At 41.3% G+C, this 23,325-nt stretch carries 21 protein-coding genes; 10 read left to right on the plus strand and 11 right to left on the minus strand.

All coding sequences use genetic code 11. The features are described from left to right. Positions 1-84: 84 nt before the first annotated feature. The 4 genes from KTO63_RS05380 to KTO63_RS05395 all read right to left on the minus strand — a co-directional run bounded on the left by KTO63_RS05380 (position 85) and on the right by KTO63_RS05395 (position 4,221). The gene (locus tag KTO63_RS05380; RefSeq protein ID WP_217790201.1) at positions 85-1,092 is read right to left on the minus strand and encodes a vWA domain-containing protein; all 1,008 of its coding nucleotides are present in this window, start codon (positions 1,090-1,092) and stop codon (positions 85-87) included. A gap of 10 nt (positions 1,093-1,102) precedes the next feature. After that, positions 1,103-2,035 carry a BatD family protein gene (locus KTO63_RS05385; protein ID WP_217790202.1) on the minus strand — a complete coding sequence of 311 codons (933 nt, stop codon included), beginning with the start codon at positions 2,033-2,035 and terminating at the stop codon, positions 1,103-1,105. 242 nt (positions 2,036-2,277) lie between these two features. Then, positions 2,278-3,147, minus strand: a complete 870-nt coding sequence (locus tag KTO63_RS05390; RefSeq protein WP_217790203.1) for a DUF58 domain-containing protein — start codon at positions 3,145-3,147, stop codon at positions 2,278-2,280. A 72-nt stretch (positions 3,148-3,219) separates the two neighbouring features. Next, a complete protein-coding gene (locus KTO63_RS05395) occupies positions 3,220-4,221 on the minus strand; it encodes an AAA family ATPase (RefSeq protein ID WP_217790204.1) in 1,002 nt (333 codons plus the stop codon). Between the two features lie 220 nt (positions 4,222-4,441). On the opposite strand from KTO63_RS05395, the gene KTO63_RS05400 reads away from it, so the two are divergent. Together KTO63_RS05400 and KTO63_RS05405 are read left to right on the plus strand one after the other, a co-directional pair. Next, the gene (locus KTO63_RS05400) at positions 4,442-4,894 is read left to right on the plus strand and encodes a hypothetical protein (protein ID WP_217790205.1); all 453 of its coding nucleotides are present in this window, start codon (positions 4,442-4,444) and stop codon (positions 4,892-4,894) included. 161 nt (positions 4,895-5,055) lie between these two features. Then, the gene (locus KTO63_RS05405; protein WP_217790206.1) at positions 5,056-5,292 is read left to right on the plus strand and encodes a DUF3820 family protein; all 237 of its coding nucleotides are present in this window, start codon (positions 5,056-5,058) and stop codon (positions 5,290-5,292) included. Between the two features lie 145 nt (positions 5,293-5,437). Here KTO63_RS05405 and KTO63_RS05410 read toward each other — a convergent pair whose 3' ends face one another. Further along, positions 5,438-7,126 (minus strand): NAD+ synthase, encoded by a 1,689-nt coding sequence (locus KTO63_RS05410; RefSeq protein WP_217790207.1) that lies wholly within the window; start codon positions 7,124-7,126, stop codon positions 5,438-5,440. A gap of 161 nt (positions 7,127-7,287) precedes the next feature. Here KTO63_RS05410 and KTO63_RS05415 point away from each other — a divergent pair, with 161 nt between their 5' ends. The 4 genes from KTO63_RS05415 (at position 7,288) to KTO63_RS05430 (ending at position 11,905) form a co-directional block, all read left to right on the plus strand. Beyond that, the gene (locus KTO63_RS05415) at positions 7,288-7,431 is read left to right on the plus strand and encodes a hypothetical protein (protein WP_217790208.1); all 144 of its coding nucleotides are present in this window, start codon (positions 7,288-7,290) and stop codon (positions 7,429-7,431) included. Positions 7,432-7,437: 6 nt separating this feature from the next. Beyond that, entirely contained in the window at positions 7,438-8,445 is a 1,008-nt protein-coding gene (gldB, locus tag KTO63_RS05420) for a gliding motility lipoprotein GldB (protein WP_217790209.1), read from the plus strand. Between the two features lie 300 nt (positions 8,446-8,745). Further along, positions 8,746-10,767: an OPT family oligopeptide transporter gene (locus KTO63_RS05425; RefSeq protein ID WP_217790210.1), complete on the plus strand. Its 2,022-nt coding sequence runs from the start codon at positions 8,746-8,748 to the stop codon at positions 10,765-10,767. A gap of 433 nt (positions 10,768-11,200) precedes the next feature. Next, positions 11,201-11,905 (plus strand): T9SS type A sorting domain-containing protein, encoded by a 705-nt coding sequence (locus KTO63_RS05430; RefSeq protein ID WP_217790211.1) that lies wholly within the window; start codon positions 11,201-11,203, stop codon positions 11,903-11,905. Positions 11,906-11,994: 89 nt separating this feature from the next. Here KTO63_RS05430 and obgE read toward each other — a convergent pair whose 3' ends face one another. Next, on the minus strand, positions 11,995-12,999 hold the full coding sequence (gene obgE / locus KTO63_RS05435) for a GTPase ObgE (RefSeq protein WP_217790212.1): 1,005 nt from the start codon (positions 12,997-12,999) through the stop codon (positions 11,995-11,997). 111 nt (positions 13,000-13,110) lie between these two features. Beyond that, entirely contained in the window at positions 13,111-13,701 is a 591-nt protein-coding gene (locus KTO63_RS05440; protein ID WP_217790213.1) for a TetR/AcrR family transcriptional regulator, read from the minus strand. 183 nt (positions 13,702-13,884) lie between these two features. Here KTO63_RS05440 and KTO63_RS05445 point away from each other — a divergent pair, with 183 nt between their 5' ends. Then, positions 13,885-14,808: a PfkB family carbohydrate kinase gene (locus KTO63_RS05445; protein ID WP_217790214.1), complete on the plus strand. Its 924-nt coding sequence runs from the start codon at positions 13,885-13,887 to the stop codon at positions 14,806-14,808. 164 nt (positions 14,809-14,972) lie between these two features. On the opposite strand, the gene KTO63_RS05450 is transcribed toward KTO63_RS05445, so the two are convergent. Continuing rightward, on the minus strand, positions 14,973-16,676 hold the full coding sequence (locus KTO63_RS05450) for a lamin tail domain-containing protein (protein ID WP_217790215.1): 1,704 nt from the start codon (positions 16,674-16,676) through the stop codon (positions 14,973-14,975). 306 nt (positions 16,677-16,982) lie between these two features. On the opposite strand from KTO63_RS05450, the gene KTO63_RS05455 reads away from it, so the two are divergent. Then, positions 16,983-17,981 carry an aspartate-semialdehyde dehydrogenase gene (locus KTO63_RS05455; RefSeq protein ID WP_217790216.1) on the plus strand — a complete coding sequence of 333 codons (999 nt, stop codon included), beginning with the start codon at positions 16,983-16,985 and terminating at the stop codon, positions 17,979-17,981. 85 nt (positions 17,982-18,066) lie between these two features. Here KTO63_RS05455 and KTO63_RS05460 read toward each other — a convergent pair whose 3' ends face one another. After that, positions 18,067-18,972, minus strand: coding sequence for a DUF4349 domain-containing protein (locus KTO63_RS05460; RefSeq protein ID WP_217790217.1), 906 nt, complete (start codon positions 18,970-18,972; stop codon positions 18,067-18,069). Between the two features lie 1,133 nt (positions 18,973-20,105). After that, entirely contained in the window at positions 20,106-21,287 is a 1,182-nt protein-coding gene (locus tag KTO63_RS05465) for an aspartate aminotransferase family protein (RefSeq protein WP_217790218.1), read from the minus strand. Positions 21,288-21,391: 104 nt separating this feature from the next. Here KTO63_RS05465 and KTO63_RS05470 point away from each other — a divergent pair, with 104 nt between their 5' ends. Continuing rightward, a complete protein-coding gene (locus tag KTO63_RS05470) occupies positions 21,392-21,904 on the plus strand; it encodes a gamma carbonic anhydrase family protein (RefSeq protein ID WP_217790219.1) in 513 nt (170 codons plus the stop codon). A gap of 168 nt (positions 21,905-22,072) precedes the next feature. Beyond that, complete coding sequence (locus KTO63_RS05475; RefSeq protein ID WP_217790220.1) at positions 22,073-22,243, plus strand: hypothetical protein; 171 nt, start codon at positions 22,073-22,075, stop codon at positions 22,241-22,243. Between the two features lie 118 nt (positions 22,244-22,361). Here the strand turns inward: KTO63_RS05475 and rsgA are convergent, their stop codons facing one another. Next, entirely contained in the window at positions 22,362-23,285 is a 924-nt protein-coding gene (gene rsgA / locus KTO63_RS05480; RefSeq protein ID WP_217790221.1) for a ribosome small subunit-dependent GTPase A, read from the minus strand. Positions 23,286-23,325: the final 40 nt, after the last annotated feature.

Here is a 23,325-nt window from a genome sequence, read left to right on the forward strand (position 1 = left end):
AATAACTGTGTGTTCGCTGCTCATAGAGCAAGATCGAAAATCAAGCACTCAGTTATTCAGTTACTCAGTTATTCAATTATTCGTCTAAGGAAACTTTCTCAAAATTGTATAACGCAAAATCAATTCGAGCAGTAAAAGCGCCGCGGCTGCTATTGCCAGGGGATAGAACTTTTCGGTGAAGCGGTGAATAGCGGTTACTTCTATTTTCGATTTTTCCAGTTTGTCGATTTCGCTGTAAATGTTTTTGAGGCTTTCGTTGTCTTTTGCCCTGAAATATTGGCCACCGGTTTCTGTTGCTATTTGGTGCAGCAATTTTTCATCGATGTTCACTTTTTCTTTCTGTGTAATTACTTCGCCGGACATTGTTTGCATAGGCACCGGCGCATAGCCTTCTGTACCTACGCCAATTGTGTATACACGCACGCCTACAGATTTTGCAATTTCTTTTGCAGTAAGCGGTGGAATTTGGCCGCCGTTGTTTTCCCCATCGGTAAGCAATATGACTACCTTGCTTTTAGAAGTGGCTGATCTTAATCTGTCAACACTAGTGGCAAGACCTGAACCGATAGCAGTTCCATCTTCCAGTATACCACTGTTAATATTGTATAGTTGCGATTTCAATACTCCGGCATCGGTTGTGAGCGGGCACACGGTAAAGCTTTCGCCGGAAAAAATAACAATACCAATGCGATCAGTTGGACGGCTGTCAATAAAGTCTGCAGCCACAGCTTTAGCGGCTTCCAACCTGTTGGGCGTGAAATCCTGCGCCAGCATACTTCCACTTACATCAATCGCTAAAATAATATCAACGCCTTCTCCGGTTACACGAGATTCGTCATTGCGAGTTTGGGGTCTTGCTAATGCAAGAATTAAGCATATGAATGCCAAACAACGCAATGCAAAAGGAACATGTCGCAAAGTTGTTTTCCAGCTTTGCGCTCCTTTTAGTTGCCGCAAAGAAGAAATAGGCATGCTGCTTTGAACTGCCGCATTTCTCTTTAAGTACCAGAAAATAAGAAAGGGTACTATGAGAAGCGCAGGCAACACAAACGGGTATGCAAAAGCGATATTTTCGAAATAGTTTAAAACCAAAACCTGTTGTTTAATTGTTTTTTAAAATGCCATCAAGTGACTGAAGGCTTTTTTTAGTTGTTTCAAACGCTACACTGTTTTCCTCGAACGATGGAATGTATTTAGCAAATTTTACCGCATCTGTCATGCGCAACTGTTGTGCAAAGTCGAGCTTTTCATTTTGCGGCAAATCCGTGCGGGATAACTGTTGTACCAGCTCGTCATTTGTTTTTTTGCGCGCTGCCCAACTGGTTTTTCTCCACCAGAATTGGCGAACAATATCATTAAGCACGGTGTAATAATTCTTAACATCAGGGCCGCTTTGCAAAGGCTGTTTTTGCAGTTGCTGCAAGGCTTCCAGGGCTTCCTGCAAAGGCGAGAGTTTGGAATCGGAGAAAGTGTTTGGCGAAGGCTTGTATTTTCTTACTTTTTTACGCAGGAAATAAATGGTGAGCACGAGAGCAATCAGCGCAATGCCGGCGATAAACCAGTTAATGTATTTTAAATAAGGATTGTCTACTACAATAATGTCTTTGATATCATGATAATCCTGTTTTGGATCAAACGCAGAGTAATCAACATTAACAGAGATGGAATCTGTCAGGGTTTCTCTATCGTCAACCCTTAGGGGCAATTGGGGAATGCTCCACCGGCCGGAATCAAAACTTGTAATGGTAATCAGCTGGCGAAATGCTTTGCCATCCTGTGTTGTAACGGTATCAATTTTTCCTTTGTCAATAAATTCGAAATGAGGAAGGCTGTCTAAAGGAAACCAGTCGACGTTTACCCCTAAAGGAACAGTCGCCTCGAGTACCAATTGTATGGGCTGGCCAATTAAAATATAGGAACTGTCTATACTCGCCTTTACTGAAACGGATTGCGCGGTTGCAAATTGAAAAGATAAGGTCATTAATACCAGTGAAACAATATAATTCGCCTTTTTAGTCATCAATCCGTTTGTCATTTAGTTATTTACGATTAGAGCCCTAATGTTTAATACTATGCCAATGCGAAGTCAAAAGGGAAAAAGTCAAAATTAAAAAGCTGTGAATGCAGGTTTGCCGACGGTTTGTTCAAGCAAAGACCATTGTCAAAAACATCATTCTCAATTTTCCATGTTCAAGGGCGAATGCGATTCGCCCCTACATTTTCAATTTTCCACTTTCCCCGCCTGCCTGATGCAGTCGGGCAGGAATTTTCAATTAATTAACTTCTTCCGATAAAAAATTTCTGCAGCACCTTCACATAATCCTCGTCTGTACGAATATGCAGAAGATCGCTGCCGGCCTTTGTAAAAATGTTTTTACAGATTTCCGTATGTTCAAAAAACGCCTGCTCATACTGCTGGCGCGTTAAGAAATCTGACGAGTCGATCCATTTGGTGGCGCCGGTTTCAGAATCCTGCACTTGCATCAGGCCAATTGGCGGCAGCTGCATATCCATTTTGTCATATATCTTAATGCCGACCACATCATGTTTTTTGCCCGCTACTTTTAATGCATCTTCGAAGCCTGTATCTATAAAGTCGCTTAAAATAAACACGATACTTCTTTGCCTTGTGCTGTTGTTGAGATAACGCAGGGCGGTTGTAAGGCTCGTGCCTTTTCTTTTTGCTGCAAAACTTAGTAAGTGGCGCACGATGTACAATGCATGTTGTTTGCCCTTTTTCGGCGGAATATATTTTTCAATAATATCGCTAAAGAAAACAACACCTACCTTGTCATTATTATTAATGGCAGAAAAAGCAAGCACAGCGCCAATTTCCGTTACCATATCTTTCTTACGGCCATGAACGGTCCCGAAAGCTGAACTGGCGCTGTCATCTACCAGTAATAAAACTGAAAGCTCGCGTTCTTCTTCAAAAAGTTTACTGAAAGGGTGGTTGAACCGGGCACTCACATTCCAGTCGATGAAACGGATATCATCACCCGCTGCATACTCACGCACTTCACGAAAGCTCATACCGCGGCCCTTAAAAGCAGAGTGATACTCACCCGTAAATATATGCTGGGTGAGCTTCTTGCTTTTTATTTCAAGCTCTTTTACTTTTTTTAATATTTCCGCTGTTGTAAGCATGGATAGTGTTTAACGCTGAATGCCTAACGCTTAACGCCTGAAGAATTCTAATTCCTAATTTCTAATTCCTTGCTAAGGCACCTGAATCGCCTTCAAAATATCATCAATTACAAGCTCCACGTCGATATCTTCTGCTTCTGCTTCATATGTGAGTCCGATACGATGACGCAACACGTCTTTGGCGATGGCGCGAACATCCTCCGGAATTACATAGCCGCGTTTATTTAGAAATGCATTTGCTTTTGAAGCAAGTGCAAGGTTGATGCTGGCTCTCGGCGAACCACCATAACTAATAAGCGATTTTAATTTGCTCAGATTATATCTTTCCGGGTAACGTGTTGCAAAAACGATATCCAATATATAATGCTCCACTTTTTCGTCCATATACACCTGACGGGTAAGGTCGCGCGCCTGGAGGATTTCGCTAACGGTTACTACTGGCTGTACTTTTTCAAAGTTCAAGCCCTGCACATTTTGACGAATGATCAGTTGCTCTTCGTCTTTTGTAGGGTAGCCAACAATCACTTTCATGATGAAGCGATCCACTTGTGCTTCCGGAAGCGCATAGGTACCTTCCTGCTCCAGCGGGTTTTGCGTTGCCAGTACAAGAAACGGTTCTTCCAGTTTGTGTGTATTATCCCCAATAGTTACCTGGCGCTCCTGCATCGCCTCCAGCAAGGCACTTTGTACTTTTGCCGGGGCACGGTTAATTTCATCTGCAAGGATAAAATTGGCGAAAATGGGGCCTTTTCTTACGATAAAGTCATTTCGCTGCTGGTTATATATCATTGTCCCGATCACGTCGGCGGGCAAAAGATCTGGAGTAAACTGAATACGGCTGAATTTTGCCTGTATGGCCTGGGCCAGCGACTTAATGGTAAGGGTTTTCGCCAGGCCGGGCACCCCTTCCAGCAACACGTGGCCATTGCTAAGCAAACCGATCAATAACCTGTCGAGCATATATTGCTGCCCTACTATCACTCTTCCCACTTCGTCACGAAGGCGATCGATAAAAATCCCCTGGTATTGTATTTTTTCGTTTAGCTGTCTTATATCTTCCGCAGTTTGTAGCATAATATAAACCTGTTAACTATGAAATAGATGATTACGCAAAATAAGAATAATCAGTTTGCAATTCTTTTGCCACACTTAAAATTTAGGAGGATACTTTGAAAGAATTTTCTCAAAAGTGCATGATTTTCTAAGGGTTACTTCTTATTCGGGCGAAAAAAAATTACCTTTAATACAATAATCTTCTCTCAAATTAGTTTAATAACTTAAATTCTACGGCTTCATGAAAAACTTCCTCTTAATCATGGCAGTGTGCGTTGTGGGTTTTGTGAGTTGTAAAAAAGATGATTCTTCTTCTACTTCAGACACAGATGTACTAGTGCAATCAGCCTGGAAAATTGACATAATCGGAGCAGACATTGACAAAAATGGAAGTATTGATCAAGACATTACCAGTCAATTGCCTTCCTGCTTTGTAGACAACAGCTTCAAATTTGACAAAGGAGGTACCGGTACGGTAACCGAAGGTGCAACAAAATGCAATTCGACAGATCCTGATAGTGCTCCTTTTACATGGACGCTTCAAAATAAAGTATTAAATGCAACTATTCCCGGGTTTCCAATTCCGGTGAAAGACATACAAATGCATACACTGAATTCAACTTCGATGGAATTATGGAAGGACTCAACTCTGGGACCGGTTCCTGTAACGATCATCGTTAAGCTAAAACATTAATTACCGTTTTAATTTTGGATTTCATAAACAGTCAGCCGCCATTATTCTTAATGGTGGCTTTTTCGTTTGCAGGAAGTTGTTAGTTAGTGGTTGTTAGGAGAAGTTGCCGGCTACCTAAATCTAACAACCATCAACTACCAACTAACAACTACTTTTGCCGAATGAACGAAAATCCGCAGCCAAACGGCGAGCTTCTCCTGGAACTGGTTAGAATGAAAATGCCCTTCGGCAAATACAAGGACCAGCTTATCTGCAATCTTCCCGAATCTTATCTTGTTTGGTTCAAATCAAAAGGATTTCCCCAAGGCAAGCTGGGCATGCTTTTGCAAACGATGTATGAGATTAGATTGAATGGTTTGGAGGACTTGTTGAGGCCATTGAAGAACGGAAAATATTAACCGCAAATGATTTAACCGCAAAGTTCGCCAAGAAAAAAACTGAAAATTATAGTTAGACTCAAAGCGCAAAGGGAACGAAGAAAAGCTTCTTAAACTCATCTTCGTTCCCTTTGCGCAATCTTTGAGACCTCTGCGGTTAAAAAGCTTAACTCAGGTATTTTCCCACAATAGGCATTCTCCTTCCCACACCAAAAGCCTTGCTGCTCACGCGTATGATGGGACAAAACTGGTTGCGTTTATACTCGTTGGTGTTTACCAGTTTTAGAATTCTTTTTACCAATGCTTCATCAACGCCCATTGCAATGATTTCTTTTGGTCCCTGCCTGCGTTCTATGTACTGATACAATACTTTATCCAGTACATCGTATTCAGGAAGGCTGTCAGTATCTTTTTGTCCGGGACGGAGTTCTGCAGACGGTGCTTTGGTGATAATATTGTCAGGAATAATTTCTTTATTGCGGTTGATGTATCGTGCCAGCGCATATACCTGTACTTTATAGGTGTCACCTAAAACGCTTAAACCTCCGGCCATATCGCCATACAATGTTCCATAACCCGTAGAGAGTTCACTTTTATTGGAAGTGTTCAGCAAAATGTATCCAAACTTATTGGAGATAGACATTAATAAATTTCCTCGTGTGCGGCTCTGTGTATTTTCTTCAGCTACACTAAAAGGAAGGTCCTTGAAAATGGGTTTCAGTTCTGTAAGAAAAGCATCATAAATGTTTTTGATGGGTACAATGTCGTACGGATTGCCCAGATTCTTGCTTAGCTGTTCTGCATCGCTTACAGAATGATCGCTTGAATATTGTGAAGGCATTAAAACCGCTCTCACATTTTCCGCGCCCAACGCCTCACAGGCCAAAGCCAATACCACAGCGCTATCTATGCCGCCACTGCTGCCGAGAATGGCTTTTTTGAAACCCATTTTGCTGAAATAATCACGAATGCCCAATATCAAAGCATCGTGAATTTTATTGATCGCTTTTGTGTCGATCAAATGATCGATCGTTGCAGCAGCATCTTCTATTTTAACGGAAGGGTCAATTGCAGGGGCAACGCTGTTTTTGCCAAAATTTTCAGCTACCTCAACAACTATAAAATCTTCTTCGAAATATTTCAGCTCCTGCACAAGATTGCCTTTTGCATCATATACCACGCTGCCGCCATCAAACACAATCTCTGTTTGTGAGCCAACGCAATTGCAATACAGCATTGGCAAATTGTACTTCAGCACGTTTTCACGCACAATGTTTTTTCTGCTAACCTCCTGGTTGTAGTCGAATGGTGAAGCGGAAATATTGATCATCAGATCCGGTTGTTGAAGGATCAATTTATCCATTGGTGAAACTCTGTATAGAGGGGCATCTGTAAGGTTCCAGATGTCTTCGCAAATAGTCAGCGCGATTTTTTGGCCTTTGAATGCAACAACGTGCCAGTCGTAAGCCGGCTCGAAATAACGATATTCATCAAACACGTCGTAGGTGGGCAATAGTGTTTTGTGAACCACTTGCTTGATTTCTCCCTCATATAAAAACCACGCGGCATTAAAAAGGTCCTTGCCCTCAGGAGTTTTGTTTCGCTGTGGCCCGCCTACAATTACGCCAATCGTGTCTGCATGCACTTTGATCTCGTCTACTGCTGCATAACATTTATTAATAAAATCGTCAAATTCGAGGAAGTCTCTCGGCGGATAGCCACAGATGGATAATTCAGAAAACACCACCAGGTCTGCGCCTTCTGACTTCGCCCTCTTAATGCCATCAATGATCTTGGCGGTATTGCTTTCAAAGTTGCCTATATGATAATTCAGTTGTGCTAAAGCTATTTTCATCAGTTAATCTTTGTGTTTTTTGCGGCAGAAAATTAATCAAATCTTGTGCTTAATTTGCGCCAGCTTATTTCACAACGTTTTGTTGTAATAGCAAATTTCAGTAATAAAATGGCAAATCAGCCGTTTTTGTATGGTTATTAATCTGTGTAAATTTGAAAGCAATGAACAACGAAGAGGATATTATAGATAGTCTGTCGGAAGTTGATAAAAAAGAACTACTTGAGCTTGCAAATGAGCTTTCAGATAAGGATACATTGACACATGAGGAATTTATCGAGGTAACAAAAAAGTGGCGCTCCCAATAATTTATAATGAAAAAATTTTTTTATTCTCTACTCGCACTTGCAGCGATTTCCTGCAATAACTCCGGTCCCGACGTAAGCAAAGTGCCCGTCGATATTCAAATTGATCGGTTTGAACAGCCATTTTTTAAGATCGACAGCAATAACGTAATGCCGGGTTTGAAGGACATTGAAAAACAGTTTCCTGGTTTCGCAAATGATTTTACTGAAAACATTCTCGGAGCCGGACCGATAAACGACACAAACAAAACACTTCAAATTGCTGCCAAACATTTCATCAGCAGTTATACCAGTGTAAATGATTTTCTGCAAAAACAATTCAGCGACGTTTCCTGGTTGAAGCCTGAGCTGAAAGATGCGTTTCAGCATGTCGAGTATTATTTCCCCAAATACAAAACACCGAGAATTATAACATTTGTTGGGCCATTCGATGCGCCCGGCGTAGCACTTACGCCAAGCGGGTTGGCGATTGGTTTGCAAGCTTATGCGGGGAAAGACTATCCCTTTTACTTAAGCGATCAGGGCCAGGAGATTTTCCCAGCTTATATCTCCCGTCGTTTTGAGAAAAAATACATCACAGTGAATTGTATGAAAGGCGTTGTGGAAGATCTGTTTCCAGATCAAAGTGGCAGAATGTCATTGATTGAGCAAATGGTGGAGAAAGGAAAAAGATGGTACCTGCTCGACAAGTTTGTGCCGAAAGCAGATGACAGTTTAAAAACAGGGTACACCAAAAGACAGCTGGATTGGGCCAAAACCAATGAAGGCAATGTGTGGAACTACATGCTCCAGCAAACAGATATTTTTACAACTGATCCTTCTTTCATAGAACTATATGTTGGCGAAGGCCCTTCTACGCAAGGCTTTCCGGAAGACAGTCCAGGCAACATCGGCCAGTGGATCGGCTGGCAAATAGTAAAAGCATATGCAGACAAAAACTCTTCACTTACTCCTCAACAGGTAATGCAAACAAGTGCGAAAGCGATTTTTGAAGGATCGAAGTATAAACCGAAGTAAGCAATTAAGAATTAAGAATTAGGAATTAAGAATTCTTTCTGTGTTGCAGGGCAAAAGAAGTTAAACTCACAAGTGGCGTAAGTAATAAGTTTAATTTGGCATAAACTAGTGCGTTAGGCGTAAAGCGTTATGCATTGCGGCAAGGAATGATTACAACTTATCTTGCGCTTACGCATAGTTCATCGCCTTTCGTACACCGTACTTCGTACATCGTACATTGCCGTTCGTACATAACTCATAGCTAATCACTCAAAACTCATCACTTTCTCCGTATCTTGACGGCTCTTAAAAACGATGAGAATGAGCGATAAGAAAGCCTTTCAGCCTTTTATACCGTCAGAAGCCAATATTAAAGAGTTTACGATAAAGTCCGTACTCCTTGGGTCCTTTTTCGGGATTTTGTTTGGAGCGGCGAACGTTTACCTTGCTTTGAAAGCGGGGCTTACTGTATCTGCATCAATTCCCATAGCAGTGCTTGCCATAACACTTGGCAGAATGCTTTTCAAAACAACCATTCTTGAAAATAATATTATACAAACAACAGGAAGTGCAGGCGAAAGCATTGCCTCAGGCGTTGCCTTTACTTTGCCTGGTTTTCTTTTTTTAAGTGATCCTTCCAGCAGCGAATTTTTCAACTATATCACCATTACTACCCTTGCGATTTTTGGAGGAATGCTTGGCACGCTTATGATGATTCCTTTGCGACGCTCGCTTATTGTTAAGGAACACGGTACACTTCCTTACCCTGAGGGCGCTGCGTGTGCAGCAGTTTTGGAAGCAGGGGAAAAAGGCGGCGATGTTGCAAAAACAGCTTTCTGGGGATTAGGCGTTGCTGCGGTATATGCGTTCCTGCAGAAAGTATTGCATGTAATTGCCGATGTACCCACCTTCGTCACAAGTTTAAAAAATAAATATTTTCCTGCTGCGAGACTTGACGGCGAAATTACTCCCGAGTATCTGGGTGTTGGTTATATTATTGGACCCCGCATTGGTGGGGTGTTGGTGGCAGGAAGTGTGCTCAGTACGTTCGTTTTGATCCCTTTATTGGCGACGCTTGTACCGGGGCATTTGATCTTCGGGCAGTTGACTAACCTCGGTATTAACCCTGATGGTTTCGGCTGGGATGCACAGACTCAAACTTTCTCTGATACAACTGAAGCCATCTACCGGGCCTATGTTCGTCAGATTGGCGCAGGTGCAGTTGCTGCGGGTGGTTTTATCACGTTGATAAAAACCGTTCCGACGATCGTATCTTCTTTTAGAGAAAGCATTGGAGGGGTTAAGGAAAAAGGAGAAAAAAGTGTAGCAAGAACCGACAGGGATCTGAACATAAAAGTTGTATTATTCGGAAGTCTTGCATTGGTACTATTAATGTCTTTGCTAACCATTATTCCGGGAAACAACTTTGGTAACAGGCTGCTGATTGCCTTGCTGGTTATTGTCTTTGGTGCATTCTTTGTAACGGTGGCTTCCCGCATTGTGGGATTGATCGGTTCCTCAAACAGCCCCATTTCCGGAATGACGATCGCCACATTAATGGCCACATGTCTTGTGTTTATTGGGATTGGTTTTACGGGAAAGGTTTATGAACCAATGGCACTCGTTGTAGGGGGTATTATTTGTATTGCTGCGGCAAATGCCGGTGCAACTTCACAGGATTTAAAGACAGGCTTTCTTCTCGGTGCCACGCCACGAAACCAGCAGATTGCACTATTTATCGGCGCTATCGTTTCATCAATCGTCATAGGCTGGACAGTTAAAGTTTTGGATACGCCAACAGCCGAAATGGCGGCACACGGCATTAAGCATGCTATTGGTGGTAAAAGTTTTCCAGGTCCCCAGGCTACGCTTATGGCGGTATTGGATAAAGGCATTTTATCAGGTAATCTGCCATGGCAATTTATATTCGTAGGGGCATTTATTGCAGTGGTGATGGAGTTGTGTGGCATTAACTCTCTGAGTTTTGCAGTGGGTGCTTATTTGCCTTTATCGACCACTCTGCCGATATTTATAGGCAGCTCTGTTCGCGGCATCGTTGACATTCGTCTCAAAAAGAAAGGTGTAGAAGAAGATGGAAAAGAGGACCTGAGAAAAGGAAATTTATTTGCTACCGGCCTCGTTGCCGGCGGTGCTTTGGCTGGAGTGATTGTGGCTATTTTGAATGTGTTTTTTGAAAGCGGTATGAAAAAGATCAGCCTGGGTGATGCTGTTTCGCAGGCACTGGGCAATACAGGATATTCATTGTTGGCAGTCGCTTTTTTCGCCGCAATGGCGCTGATGCTGTTTATGGTGGGCAATAAGAAAGAAGATACGAAAGTGTAGGGATGTACGAAATGTGAAAGTCGTTGTGAAGTAGCACCAAAAATTACCACTAAGGATACACTAAGTTTCACTAAGAAGGTAGATTTCGTACACTGTACCCTTAGTGGAGCTCAGGGTCCTAAGTGCCTTAGTGGTAAATTAAAATAATTGATTATCAGCATGTTGTCTATGCACTTCGCAGATTTTTTCACATTTCTTGCAGGATAAGAATTTCCACTATACATTTGGGTTAGGTAACACCTCAAAAATCCATCCTGCTGCAATAACCTTTTGCACCAATACCCGCCTTTATTCTTAGTCATTTTTTCCGCTTTGCCGGATAATTATACTTTCAATTCTTTATTCCTATTTAAAATCAGGTACTGATCCAAACTAAGTTTTCCTTAAGAAATACCATTAAACAAATCGTATTAAACTCAAGAATCTACCCAAAATGAAAACTTGTATTTTTCTCCTCAGTATGCTGGTTGCTGGTTTTTCTTATGACCAGGCGCTTTCTGCTCAAGGCAGCAATGACCATATTGCATTCAGCAAAAACACTACAGTAAATTCTCCTGCAGATTCTGCAAGCCTGCAGCTGAACGATTTTCTGGCGCTATATAAAAAGAACAGTGTGATCCTTAACTGGACCGCCGCAAAAGAAGAATCGGACGATCATTTTGAAATTGAGCGCAGCACAGATGGTGTGCATTTTCAAAAAACAGGCGATGTGCCAAGTGCAGGGGCCTCGGATATCAATGTGTTGTATGCTTATTCAGACAACGTTAGAGCCATCAATACACTAAAGAATGACATCTACTATCGCATTAAGCAAGTAAATAAAGACGGCAAATCTGTTTACTCAAAACTGTTGCTGGTACGTGTTTTCGGCACCAAAGCGCTGAAAGTAATGAGCATTACGCCAAACCCGGTTTTGAATAATATCAAAGTAAATGTGGAGCTGAACGACGATGCGATGGTAAATATGAAAGTGATCAAAACCGACGGCTCCGAAGTGATTCGCAAATCAGTTAAAGGAACAACTGGTCAAAATACATTTGAGATAGCAGGCACAAAAGATCTGCCTAAAGGAAACTACTTCCTGGAAGTGATCGTGAATAGCTATGAGAGAATGACTTTGCAGCTAATTAAAGAGTAAGTAAAGAAGTCAAAAAAAAGTCAAAAGTCAAAAATAGACGTCGCCGATTTGGCTGGTCGCTTTTTGACTTTTGACTTTTTATTTTTGATTTATGATTGTTGATTTTCATTCAAACTCGCCCACAACATATCCTTCAGCTGGCTTAGCCCCTGTTGTGTAACGGATGAAATAAATACATGCGGAACATTTGCCGGAAGGTCTTTTGCAATCGCTTCTTTTAACTCATCATCCAGCATATCGCTTTTGCTGACAGCAATAACAAAATCTTTCTGCAGCATTTCCGGGTTGTATTCTTCCAATTCTTTATGCAGAATATCAAACTCTTTTTTATGGTCTGCACTGTCAGCAGGAATCAGGAACAGCAAAATCGAGTTGCGCTCAATATGGCGTAAAAAGCGGTGTCCCAGGCCTTTACCTTCTGCGGCACCTTCAATGATCCCTGGCAAATCGGCAATACAAAAAGATTTTCCATCGCGATATTCTACCATTCCCAACTGTGGAGTCAACGTAGTAAAAGCGTAATCGGCGATTTTGGGTTTTGCAGCAGTCATAACACTCAGCAATGTAGATTTACCAGCATTTGGAAAACCTACCAAACCTACGTCTGCCAATACTTTCAGCTCAAGGTATTTATATCCTTCAGTTCCTGGCTCACCGGGCTGTGCGTGTTCCGGAGCCTGGTTGGTTGGTGTTGCGAAATTTGAATTACCCAAACCTCCGCGGCCGCCGTACATCCAAATCACTTCCTGGCCATCTTCCAGGATTTCTACTTCCTGCAAACCGCTTTCTTCATCTTTTGCGATAGTTCCCAGCGGCACATCTATATAAACATCTTTACCACTGCGGCCAGTACAATTAGTACCGCTGCCAGCCTCGCCATTCTCCGCCAGTACGTTTTTGTAATAGCGCAAGTGAAGCAAGGTCCAAAGGTTCTTGTTTCCCCGTAAAATAATATGACCGCCACGCCCGCCGTCGCCTCCGTCAGGACCGGCCATAGCGTTGAATTTTGTACGCAAAAAATGCTTGCTGCCCGCACCTCCGTGCCCGCTTCGGCAGAAAATGCGGATATAATCTATAAAGTTTGTCTTTTCCATTCGAGTGGCAAAGATAGTTTAAAGTAGTGGAGAGTTGAGAATGGAGAGTTGAGAGTTAATTCTCCCGGATTGCCAACTCTCAACTCTCCATTCTCAACTCTCAATTTTCAATTACTTGCCCAGTCCTTTGAGCAATATCAACAAAATATTTTCCTCAAGGTCTTTGGCTGAAATTTTTTGAACGCTGCGGTGCCAGGATTCAATTCCACTGACAGCATGCAGCATGATAAGCACGGCGGTTGGAGCATCAATATCCTTTACTTCGCCTCGTCTGATCCCTTCTTCTACAATGGCGGTGATGCGTTTGCGGTAAGCTCTTCTTTCGTTATGATAGTTGGTAAGATGCGGTTCAGATAAGTGTTTCCAGTCTCTGTCAACCACCTGCACCACTTCATAATTATTGATCATTTGATCAATGTGAAAGCGTAGGATTTTTTCTATTTTCTGAATAAAAGGGGAGTCTTCTCTTTCAATGGCATCAATGTTTTCGGTGTAATGTTGGGCCGCCTTGAAACATATTTCCTGTAGCAGTTCTTCTTTGGAGCGAATGTGATTATACAGGCTGGCAGCTTCTACACCCACACGCTCCGCAAGATCGCGCATGCTGCTGGCACTAAAGCCCTTCTCAAAGAAAAGTTTAGATGCCTTTTCAACAATGGTTTCCTTCTTGGTCGCGTTCTTAGAGCTTTTGATTTTTGCCATAAAACCGTAAAGTTAATAAAACTAACGGTTGTTAGGACTTGAAATTTGAAAATGTGGTAATTTGAAAATTTGAAAATGGAATTAAGCAATCGTTATGAATGCAGCATTTACAGCGTTCCTAATTTTCAAATTTTCAAATTATCCTAATTTTCAAATTATATTTGCGCAACTTAAAAATTAAATATGTCTTTAATAGCTGTAGGAACAATGGCCTTTGATGCCATTGAAACCCCTTTTGGAAAAACAGACCGTATCATTGGAGGCTCGGCAACTTATGTGGCTTATGCAGCCAGCAATTTTGTGCAACCCATTCAGCAAGTGTCAATCGTAGGATATGATTTTCCTGAAGAAGAAATGAACGATTTGAAAAAACGTGGAGTAGAGCTGGAGGGAGTAGAAGTTGTTAAAGACAAAAAATCATTTTTCTGGAGTGGCCGCTATCACCTGGATATGAACAGCCGCGATACATTGGTTACAGACCTGAATGTATTGGCAGACTTCAATCCGGTTATTCCAGAAAGCTATCAGGGTGCAGAATTCCTGATGCTTGGTAACCTGGCTCCTGCAATTCAGAAAAGTGTTATTCAGCAAATGAAAACTCGTCCAAAGCTTGTCGTTATGGACACGATGAACTTCTGGATGGAAATAGCAATGCCTGAGCTTGAAGAAACATTGAAACTGGTTGATGTGCTTATGGTAAACGATAGCGAAGCGAGACAATTAAGTGGTCAGTTTTCGTTGGTGAAAGCTGCAAAACAAATCATGAAAATGGGACCTAAGTACCTGATCATTAAGAAAGGTGAACACGGTGCTTTATTGTTCCATGAAAATGAGGTGTTCTTTGCACCAGCATTGCCGCTTGAAGATGTATTCGATCCAACAGGAGCTGGCGATACATTTGCCGGAGGCTTTATGGGGCACATCGCCAAAACAAAAGACATTTCTTTTGAGAACATGAAAACAGCGATCATCATTGGTTCTGCGCTGGCTTCTTTCTGCGTAGAAAAATTTGGTCCTACACGTTTAAAAGAAATCACTAAAGAACAGATCGACGCTCGCATTCAGCAGTTTGTTGACCTGGTGAACTTTGATATTAAGTTGGTGTAAGGCGCTAGGTAACATTGGCCAGTAGCCAGTTACCAGTAGCCAGTATATTAACGACAACGTTTCAATAGAAAATAGAACCTGCATACATGTGCAGGTTCTATTTTTTTGGAATGATGGCACTAAAAGTCCGGCAACTGGTAATTGGCTACCGGCCACAAACAACTCTACCGCAGCTTCCGCGCCAATACCACCACATTCTTAAACCGCTGCGTCTTTCCCTGCAAGTTGAAAATTTCAGTAAAGACAATATAGTTTCCAATGGGTAATTGCTTGCCCTGCTCATCCACCCCATCCCATCTGAAATAGCCGCTCTGGCCGCATAGCCCGTTCTTTACGAGATTTCTTACTGGCCTTCCGTTGGCGTCAAAAATGTAAATGTTGCAAACGTAACCCCGCTCAGTAAATTGATAATTGATCGTAGCAAAATCATCGTAGCCGTCATTATCGGGAGAAAAAACTTTCGGCGAAATATCAACTAATCCATGCGGCTGGCCATTTGTTTTGAATTGAGAATTTTGATACGTAGGCGTGCCATAACCCGCACTGGCTGCGGCCGAGTGCCAGTTGTTCTGGTCCTGTGTTGGGGCATCAAAATCGATTCTTTCAAGGGCAACACCTTTTGGATTTTCAATTAATGTAAAATGCCATTTGCTATCGTATCGCAACTCGTCAATGATTTTTCCCTGTTTGTTTAAAATCACGCAAGTGCCGCTTTCATTGGAAAAAGAGGGCATTGACGGAAGCTCAATCATCAACTCAGGATTTTTTACGAGGTATTCTTTCCGCACCGTCAATGGGTTCTCGGTTATCACCAGGTAGTCATTCGGAAAAAATAATTGACGTTCATTTGCGAGTTGTTTGCTGGAGCTAAGCTCGCCCGACGATGAACGATTGGCGATGTAGAGTTCTTTTAAATCAAGTATTTTATTGCTGCGGTTGTATAGTTCCACATAGTCCACGCCGGTAGAAGTCGGGTTGAAAAGTATTTCGTTTATTACTGCATCAAGGCTATCTGTTGAAGAAGGTAAACCTGTTTTGATAAACGTGTTATCCATCATATTTCCGCTGCAATCTTGAATATTGGCTACAGAAAAATCGTAAGGTTTATTTACCGTTAAATTGCTGGTGAGCTCAAGAATAACATTGGTAAATGATGGCTGTTTGACAACAACAGAGGCGATTGCATTATCGCTAAGCGTATAGTTGGTTTTGAGGGAAGCCAGTGTACTGTCTACAGGTTCGCTAAAAACCAGTGTGATGTGTTTTTCGTCGCTGGCAAAGGCTTTCAATAATTGTGGCGCGGTATTGTCGACGTTTATTGCCGTTGCCGAATTCTCTTTTCCCGGAGTTCCGCCCTTGTCATTTATGCTTGCCGTCCAATTAGAAGTGCCACTGCAAGGGTTATGCGTATCGATCATTTCCAGGCTCCAGCCGCCCTTGCTTTTGATATCGTTAAACCAACTACGGCTATAACTCACGCTGTGAATGGTTTTGCCTTCAGGCGAAAGAAGGAAAATTTCGTCTCCCTCTGCATACAGCGTCGGAAAATTGGTAACAGAAATGGTGGGCGCAATGGCAGATAGCGCCGCGAGATTGCTGCTCGTGCAAATCAACAGAAAACTATCTGGCTTCAACAAAACACTTTGGGTAATCGTGGCAGTTGAATTTGCGGCGCACAGCTTCCAGTTTTTAAGATTGATGGCCGCCGGCGAAACGTTCTTGATCTCAACATATTTTGAGGAAGGCAGGCCCACAACCGGCGAAGGAATCGGCATGATTTCAGTGATCAGCACATCGAATCTTTTTGCCTGGGTATACGAGACATTGGTGAGAAGCAGCATGGTTACAGCTGTAAAAAAGAATTTCATGGTGTAAAAGCAGGCTTTTCAAGCAGTTGGGCGAGGTAAATGGGAGGAAATGGAAGCCGCAAGTTATAAATATTCTAAAAACTTATTTGGATGTAAATATCCCGCAGCTTATTTTTGCGACTCTAGTATGAATTTTATTATTACAAATACCAAGAAGATTAAGAAGCACATCTCAAACGGGGAAGGTGTTTAGTCTACTTGTGTATCAACATAACTGAGCCTTCCCGAAATGGGGAGGCTTTTTTTATTCATTTATAAAACAAACTAAAACGAACCGGCTCTCACCGGTTCACAAAAACAACGATTATGAAAGATTTAAAAGTTGCTGTTGTTGGTGCTACTGGATTGGTGGGTACAAAAATGCTGCAGGTTTTGGCAGAAAGAAATTTTCCCGTTGCTGAAATCATCCCTGTGGCTTCTGAAAAGTCGGTAGGTAAAGAAGTTGAATTCAAAGGAAAAAAATATAAAGTAGTTAGCGCTGCAGACGCAATTGCTGCAAAGCCAAACGTTGCAATATTTTCTGCAGGTGGAAGCACATCTCTTGAGTGGGCTCCAAAATTTGCAGAAGCGGGCATCACTGTAATTGATAACTCTTCAGCATGGAGAATGGACCCAACTAAAGCGCTGGTAGTTCCTGAGATCAATGCAGATATTCTGAATGCAGATACAAAGATCATCGCAAATCCTAACTGCTCAACCATTCAAATGGTAGTGGCGTTGAACCCGCTGCATGCTAAATATAAAATCAAAAGACTTGTTGTAAGCACTTACCAAAGTGTTACTGGAACTGGTGTTAAAGCTGTTACACAGTTGGAAAATGAAAGAAAAGGTATTCAAGGCGAGATGGCTTATAAATATCCAATTGACCTGAACGTGATTCCACAGATTGATGTTTTCCTTGACAATGGCTACACTAAGGAGGAAATGAAAATGGTGAACGAGACTAAAAAAATTATGCGTGATGACAGCATCCGTGTAACATCTACAACTGTTCGTATTCCTGTAATGGGCGGCCACAGTGAAGCGGTGAATGTTGAGTTCGAGAAAGATTTCGATTTAGCTGAAGTAAAAGAATTGTTGTCGAAAGCACCTGGAGTTGTAGTGGTAGATGATCCTGCAAACGCACAGTATCCAATGCCTAAAGATGCGCACGAAAAGGATGATGTATTTGTAGGAAGATTGCGTAGAGATGAATCTCAGCCAAATACATTGAACATGTGGATCGTAAGTGATAACCTTCGCAAAGGTGCCGCTACCAACGCCGTTCAAATAGCTGAGTACCTTAACGGCAAAGGATTGTTGTAATAAATATTTTCATTGTTTTTTTATGAAGGGTTAGTGTAGAGACGCATGAAAATGCGTCTCTCTTTTTATTTACGCGGCTGTAATTTTATTTCAAACTGATTTTTTTATAATTTTTAAAAAGGAAATAAACGCCAACACACAAAAGAATAACCGGCCAGACCTTTATAATTGCAAGTATCAATTCTCTTAGCATTTCCCAACCAGACAATATCGATTCTCCCAAAAGACTTGTGAACGAAGGTTGATAGGGCGTAACGATTTTTGTTGCTGGAAGCATTTCTGTTTTCGCCGCTTCATTTTGATACAGCGAAATTTTAACGGTGCTATATTTCACTTTATCGTTCAGGTCAAGGTTGGCTACCAAAGCGTCGTCAGCTTCCTGTTCCTTTCCGATCAGCTTATCCTCTCCATCCAACACATCATTTAATTTTTTGCCTTTGTTGTCAATTGCAGAGGTGATTCTTGAAAAATGTTTTGTAGTTCGTTTTTGTGTGAGTGTGTTACTCAATTCATTAAGCGTAACATCTTCTGCTTTTATAATTCTGTAATCAATAAAACCGATAAGTGTTGCAATTGATTTAAGTGTCGTGTCAAGCTCCTGATTTGGTACTCTTATCTCAATGTCGTTCGACATATTGTAGTGCACTGTCCGAAGAAGAGAATCTGCCGTCACCTTCACCGTCTCAGTGTTTGCAATGTTGTTCGTAAGATTGGTGTACGTAACAAAGCCTTTGTTTTTGCAAACAATGTCTTCAATTTTATATGAGGTTGATACAACATTATCGACTTTGAATTTCAAGTCCGCAGTTCGAATAAATTTTCGCTGATCAGGAAAAGATTGATTTGCCGAAGATGATGGAATGCCCGTGGCCGTTGAGTCTGCCGCGTTTGCATCCAATGATTTACTTTCTGAAGAATAGCGGCTCTCGCAGCTTATGATACATACGGCAAGTACTCCCACTATTGAAATTTGTTTCAAATAGAGATTCATGTTTTAAGATTATGGCGTTAAAAAATGATGAACATCTTGCATAGGAATATGCAATGAATCGTGAAGCATAATTGCCGGCAATGCTTGTAAATATTATTAATAACGGCTTTACTAAAATGTAACCTTTGCTGACCGATATCATAAAACAGTTTTGCATTATTATAACATATGTAACACTGCGAGATCATATTTGCCCTTTGGGTCAAAATAGTTTTTTTTAGCGCAACTATTTTATAACGATCAACATCTAAGAAGGCAAGTATTTGGTTGTTGGTTACTAACGGCCTTACTCCTAAAACAAGTAAGCATTGGCACAGATTACAAACGGGACATATTCTATGAAAAACTGAGTTCGAAAAAAAGGCAAGTATTGGCACAGGTACTAATGGTCAACCTTATCCTATGAAAAAAATGATTTGGCTGTAGGTTACTAATGAGCAAAGCAATTAGTTGGTCAATATAAACATTGGCAAAAGCTACTAACGGCACATATTCTATGAAAAACCACTTTTTTGGTAAGAGGTTACTAATGGTTATAAAATAATTGTCTGGTCAAACAATTATAACTTGGTCATTAACTAAAGAAAAGTATTTGGTCGAGGTTGCTAACAGTTAAACCTTATCCTATGAAAAACTACTTTTTTTGACACATTCATCATGGTCGGATGAATGAAGGATTGGTCAAACGATTACTAATGGGTGTAATGACTTGCGAATTCTTTAACCGCCTTAGGTAAACACAGGCATAGGTAATTTGGCAGTTAAAAAAACTTGCTAAGCATTACAAGGTCAAAAGTTACTAATGGGGATAATACAAGCTTTTAATTCGATTATTCAAAGTCATGGTCGGTGACTTATCGTGGTAACTCGTATTTGGTTATGCTAACGCTTGTTTATACCACAAACATAAAATAAGTCACCTTATTCTTCCTAAAAAAAAATTCAAAACGGTCCCTTCTTTTGTCAAAAAGGACGAGATTTTCAATGTAGAAAAAGTTCGCGCATGTAAAAGTCATTAATACACAATTGAAAATATATGCACAACTGGAAAAAACTTTTTTTGAAACTCACCAGACCTTTTTGAGCAAAAGTGCCATCAAAAGGCCATTTCTGGCCTTTTTCGACAATTTGCTTTACAAACTATCACAAACGCTGACGATAATTTCGCAGGCTTTTTCTATCTCTTTTTTTGATATCGTTAAGGGAGGAGCAATACGCATGCAATTGGCGCCAAACAAAAACCAATCTGTCAGTACACCTTTCATAATGCATGCATCTATAACTTTTTTATTGGTGTCAAAGGTATCAAACTCAATAGCCATCAACAATCCACGGGAACGGACGTGTTGGATTTTTGGATGTTTGAGGTACGCGCGGAAGAGAAATTCTTTTTCCTTAACCGATTCTATAAGGTTGTGCTTCAGCAAAAATTTCATCGCCGCCATTCCTGCTGCACAACAAACGGGATGTCCACCAAATGTTGAAATGTGTCCAAGCACGGGATTTTCTGTAAATGAATTCATGATCTTTTTATCAGCAATAAAAGCACCTAAAGGCATTCCGCCGCCAAGAGCTTTTCCCAGCAAAACAATGTCTGGTGCAACGTAATACTGCTCAAATCCCCACAGAGAGCCGGTTCTGCCGAATCCGGTTTGTATTTCATCAAGAATCAGAAGTGTTCCCGTTTCAGTACATTTTTGTCGAAGTGCATTCATCCACTCAAGCGATGGGGCATACACACCTTTTTCCGCCTGAACAGTTTCAAGAATTACACAAGCCGTTTGTTCATCAATTGCATCTATAGAACCATGTGAATTGTACTCAAGATGTTTGATGCCGGGCAATAGCGGTCTGTAAGCATTTCTAAAATATTCATCGCCAATGATGCTTAGTGCGCCCTGTGTAGAGCCATGATAAGATTTATTAAACGCTATGATGTTTGGCCGGCCGGTGTAGCGCTTGGCAAGTTTCATTGCTCCTTCGGTGGCTTCTGCTCCGGAGTTGGTAAAGTACACGCTGTTTAAAGATGCCGGTAAATGGTCAGTTAACAATTTTGCATATTGCACTTCAGGCGTTTCGATAAACTCGCCATATACGAGCAAATGCAGGTAGTCGTCGGCTTGTTTCTTTATCGCTTTTACCACTTTGGGATTCCGGTGACCAACATTGCACACGCTAATTCCGGCAATAAGGTCAATATATTCCTTTCCTTGTTTGTCCCAAAGCTTTGTGCCTTTCGCTTTTACAATTTCCAGCGCCAGCGGAGCCGGAGAAGTCTGGGCAACATGTTGAAGAAATAATTGTCTGTAGTTCATAAGAAAAGTCAAAAGTAAAAAGTAAAAAGTAAAAAAGCTGTATTACAGCCGTGCGACGCCGTTTTTTAATTTTTCCTTTTTACTTTTAACTTCAAAAAATACTTATGCCTGTTATTTTACCAGTAAAAGGGGTTTCGCCAAAGTTTGGAGATGACTGCTATATAGCGCCTAATGCAACAATTGTAGGGGATGTTGAAACAGGTTCTCAATGCAGCTTTTGGTTCAACGCAGTTGTGAGGGGTGATGTAAACAGCATAAGAATGGGCAATAAGGTAAATGTGCAGGACGGAGCCGTTTTGCACGCAACATTCGAAAGATCAAAAGTTATTATAGGCAACAATGTTTCGATAGGCCACAATGCATTGGTGCACGGATGTACGATCCACGACAACGTGCTGATAGGAATGGGATCAATTGTGATGGATAATGCGGAAATATTCAGCAACACCATTATAGCAGCGGGAGCGGTGGTACTTGAAGGCACGGTTTGTGAAAGCGGAAGTATATACGCAGGAGTGCCCGCAAAAAAGATAAAAGACATTTCAGAGGAATTGATAAGCGGGGAGATAAACAGGATAGCGGAGAATTATATAAAATATTCAGGGTGGTTTAAATAGTTGAGAATTGAGGGTGGAGAGTTGAGAGTTGTTGGACAACATCAACAATTGTTTTTAACTCTCCACTCTCAATTCTCCACTCTCCACTAATGGAAATACTATTTTTGTGAAAAAAACGTTCTATAGCTGGAAATCTTGAGACCCTTTTACTTAATAAATTGATTTTCAATGAAACTTTTGGCAAGTAGCTTGATGATTTTGTGCTCAGTTTTGATCATGTTTAGCTCGTGCAGCTTGTTTGCACCTAAATATGGCTGCCCCAGCAATGGCAAAAACGTTGGTGCCGAGCGCATACTAAGCGGTGAGAAAACGCCAAAGGCGAAGAAGTTTAAAGTGTAATTGAAAGTTGACAATTGAAAGTTGAAAATGTAACGCATCTTGGGTACGCAGGAATGTAATATTGAAGGCGGTATGTTCGACCTTAAAGAACTCTCAACTCTCCACTTTCAATTCTCCACTATTTATAGCTCTCCTCAATCGTTCCCAGAATATTCAAATAACTCACATACCTGTCCGCATAAATTTTACCGGATTCTACAGCGGCTTTAATGGCGCAGCCCGGCTCTTCTACATGCAGGCAATTATTGAATTGACAATCTTGTAAAGTGTCCCGCATTTCCGGGTAATAGTGTGATAGCTCTTGCTTGCTAATGTCGACCAAACCCAGTTCACGAATACCGGGCGTATCAATTATTTTTCCGCCGAAAGGAAGATCAAACATTTCTGCAAACGTGGTAGTGTGCATTCCCTTGCCGCTCCAGCCGCTTACTTCCTTCGTCTTTAAATTCTTTTCAGGAAAAATAATATTGATGAAAGATGATTTTCCCACGCCACTATGACCGCTTATTAAAGTGATTTTTTCCTTCAACAGATCCTTTACTTCATCAACACCCTGGCCGTTTACAGTGCTTGTAAGAATGACTTTGTAGCCAACACTTTCATACATGCTTTTAAAATGTTCGAAATGTTCTATTTCTTTTTTGCGATAAACGTCGGCTTTATTGAAAACAATGATCGCAGGAATGTGATAGGCTTCTGCGGTAATCAGGAATCTGTCAACGAAACCCATGGAGGTTTTAGGTTCGCGCAATGTTGCTACCAAAACGCACTGATCGAGATTAGATGCTATAATGTGGTGCTGGTTCTTGTTGTGGGGAGAAGTCCTTGTGATGTAATTGTGACGGTCATAAATATTGGTGATCATCACATTGTTCTCAAGGTCTCCGTCTTCAATATCTACAAGATCACCAACAGCTACGGGGTTTGTTGACTTGAGTCCCTCAATTTTGAATGCCCCTTTGATGCGTGCATTGTATGGCGTACCATCTTCTGTTTTTACGCTGTACCAGCTACCGGTTGATTTGTAAACTACTGCTTTCAATATTGCGAATTTCTCCTTTATAGATATACGAAAGTATTGC

Source organism: Pinibacter aurantiacus (assembly GCF_019130065.1).
Lineage (GTDB): Bacteria > Bacteroidota > Bacteroidia > Chitinophagales > Chitinophagaceae > Pinibacter > Pinibacter aurantiacus.

Excerpts from the sequence above, each read along its gene's own strand:
- KTO63_RS05385 (WP_217790202.1), bottom strand. The coding sequence starts at position 2,035 with ATGACAAACGGATTGATGACTAAAAAGGCGAATTATATTGTTTCACTG.
- KTO63_RS05390 (WP_217790203.1), bottom strand. The coding sequence starts at position 3,147 with ATGCTTACAACAGCGGAAATATTAAAAAAAGTAAAAGAGCTTGAAATA.
- KTO63_RS05395 (WP_217790204.1), bottom strand. The coding sequence starts at position 4,221 with ATGCTACAAACTGCGGAAGATATAAGACAGCTAAACGAAAAAATACAA.
- KTO63_RS05400 (WP_217790205.1), top strand. The coding sequence starts at position 4,442 with ATGAAAAACTTCCTCTTAATCATGGCAGTGTGCGTTGTGGGTTTTGTG.
- KTO63_RS05405 (WP_217790206.1), top strand. The coding sequence starts at position 5,056 with ATGAACGAAAATCCGCAGCCAAACGGCGAGCTTCTCCTGGAACTGGTT.
- KTO63_RS05410 (WP_217790207.1), bottom strand. The coding sequence starts at position 7,126 with ATGAAAATAGCTTTAGCACAACTGAATTATCATATAGGCAACTTTGAA.
- KTO63_RS05415 (WP_217790208.1), top strand. The coding sequence starts at position 7,288 with ATGAACAACGAAGAGGATATTATAGATAGTCTGTCGGAAGTTGATAAA.
- gldB (WP_217790209.1), top strand. The coding sequence starts at position 7,438 with ATGAAAAAATTTTTTTATTCTCTACTCGCACTTGCAGCGATTTCCTGC.
- KTO63_RS05425 (WP_217790210.1), top strand. The coding sequence starts at position 8,746 with ATGAGCGATAAGAAAGCCTTTCAGCCTTTTATACCGTCAGAAGCCAAT.
- KTO63_RS05430 (WP_217790211.1), top strand. The coding sequence starts at position 11,201 with ATGAAAACTTGTATTTTTCTCCTCAGTATGCTGGTTGCTGGTTTTTCT.
- obgE (WP_217790212.1), bottom strand. The coding sequence starts at position 12,999 with ATGGAAAAGACAAACTTTATAGATTATATCCGCATTTTCTGCCGAAGC.
- KTO63_RS05440 (WP_217790213.1), bottom strand. The coding sequence starts at position 13,701 with ATGGCAAAAATCAAAAGCTCTAAGAACGCGACCAAGAAGGAAACCATT.
- KTO63_RS05445 (WP_217790214.1), top strand. The coding sequence starts at position 13,885 with ATGTCTTTAATAGCTGTAGGAACAATGGCCTTTGATGCCATTGAAACC.
- KTO63_RS05450 (WP_217790215.1), bottom strand. The coding sequence starts at position 16,676 with ATGAAATTCTTTTTTACAGCTGTAACCATGCTGCTTCTCACCAATGTC.
- KTO63_RS05455 (WP_217790216.1), top strand. The coding sequence starts at position 16,983 with ATGAAAGATTTAAAAGTTGCTGTTGTTGGTGCTACTGGATTGGTGGGT.
- KTO63_RS05460 (WP_217790217.1), bottom strand. The coding sequence starts at position 18,972 with ATGAATCTCTATTTGAAACAAATTTCAATAGTGGGAGTACTTGCCGTA.
- KTO63_RS05465 (WP_217790218.1), bottom strand. The coding sequence starts at position 21,287 with ATGAACTACAGACAATTATTTCTTCAACATGTTGCCCAGACTTCTCCG.
- KTO63_RS05470 (WP_217790219.1), top strand. The coding sequence starts at position 21,392 with ATGCCTGTTATTTTACCAGTAAAAGGGGTTTCGCCAAAGTTTGGAGAT.
- KTO63_RS05475 (WP_217790220.1), top strand. The coding sequence starts at position 22,073 with ATGAAACTTTTGGCAAGTAGCTTGATGATTTTGTGCTCAGTTTTGATC.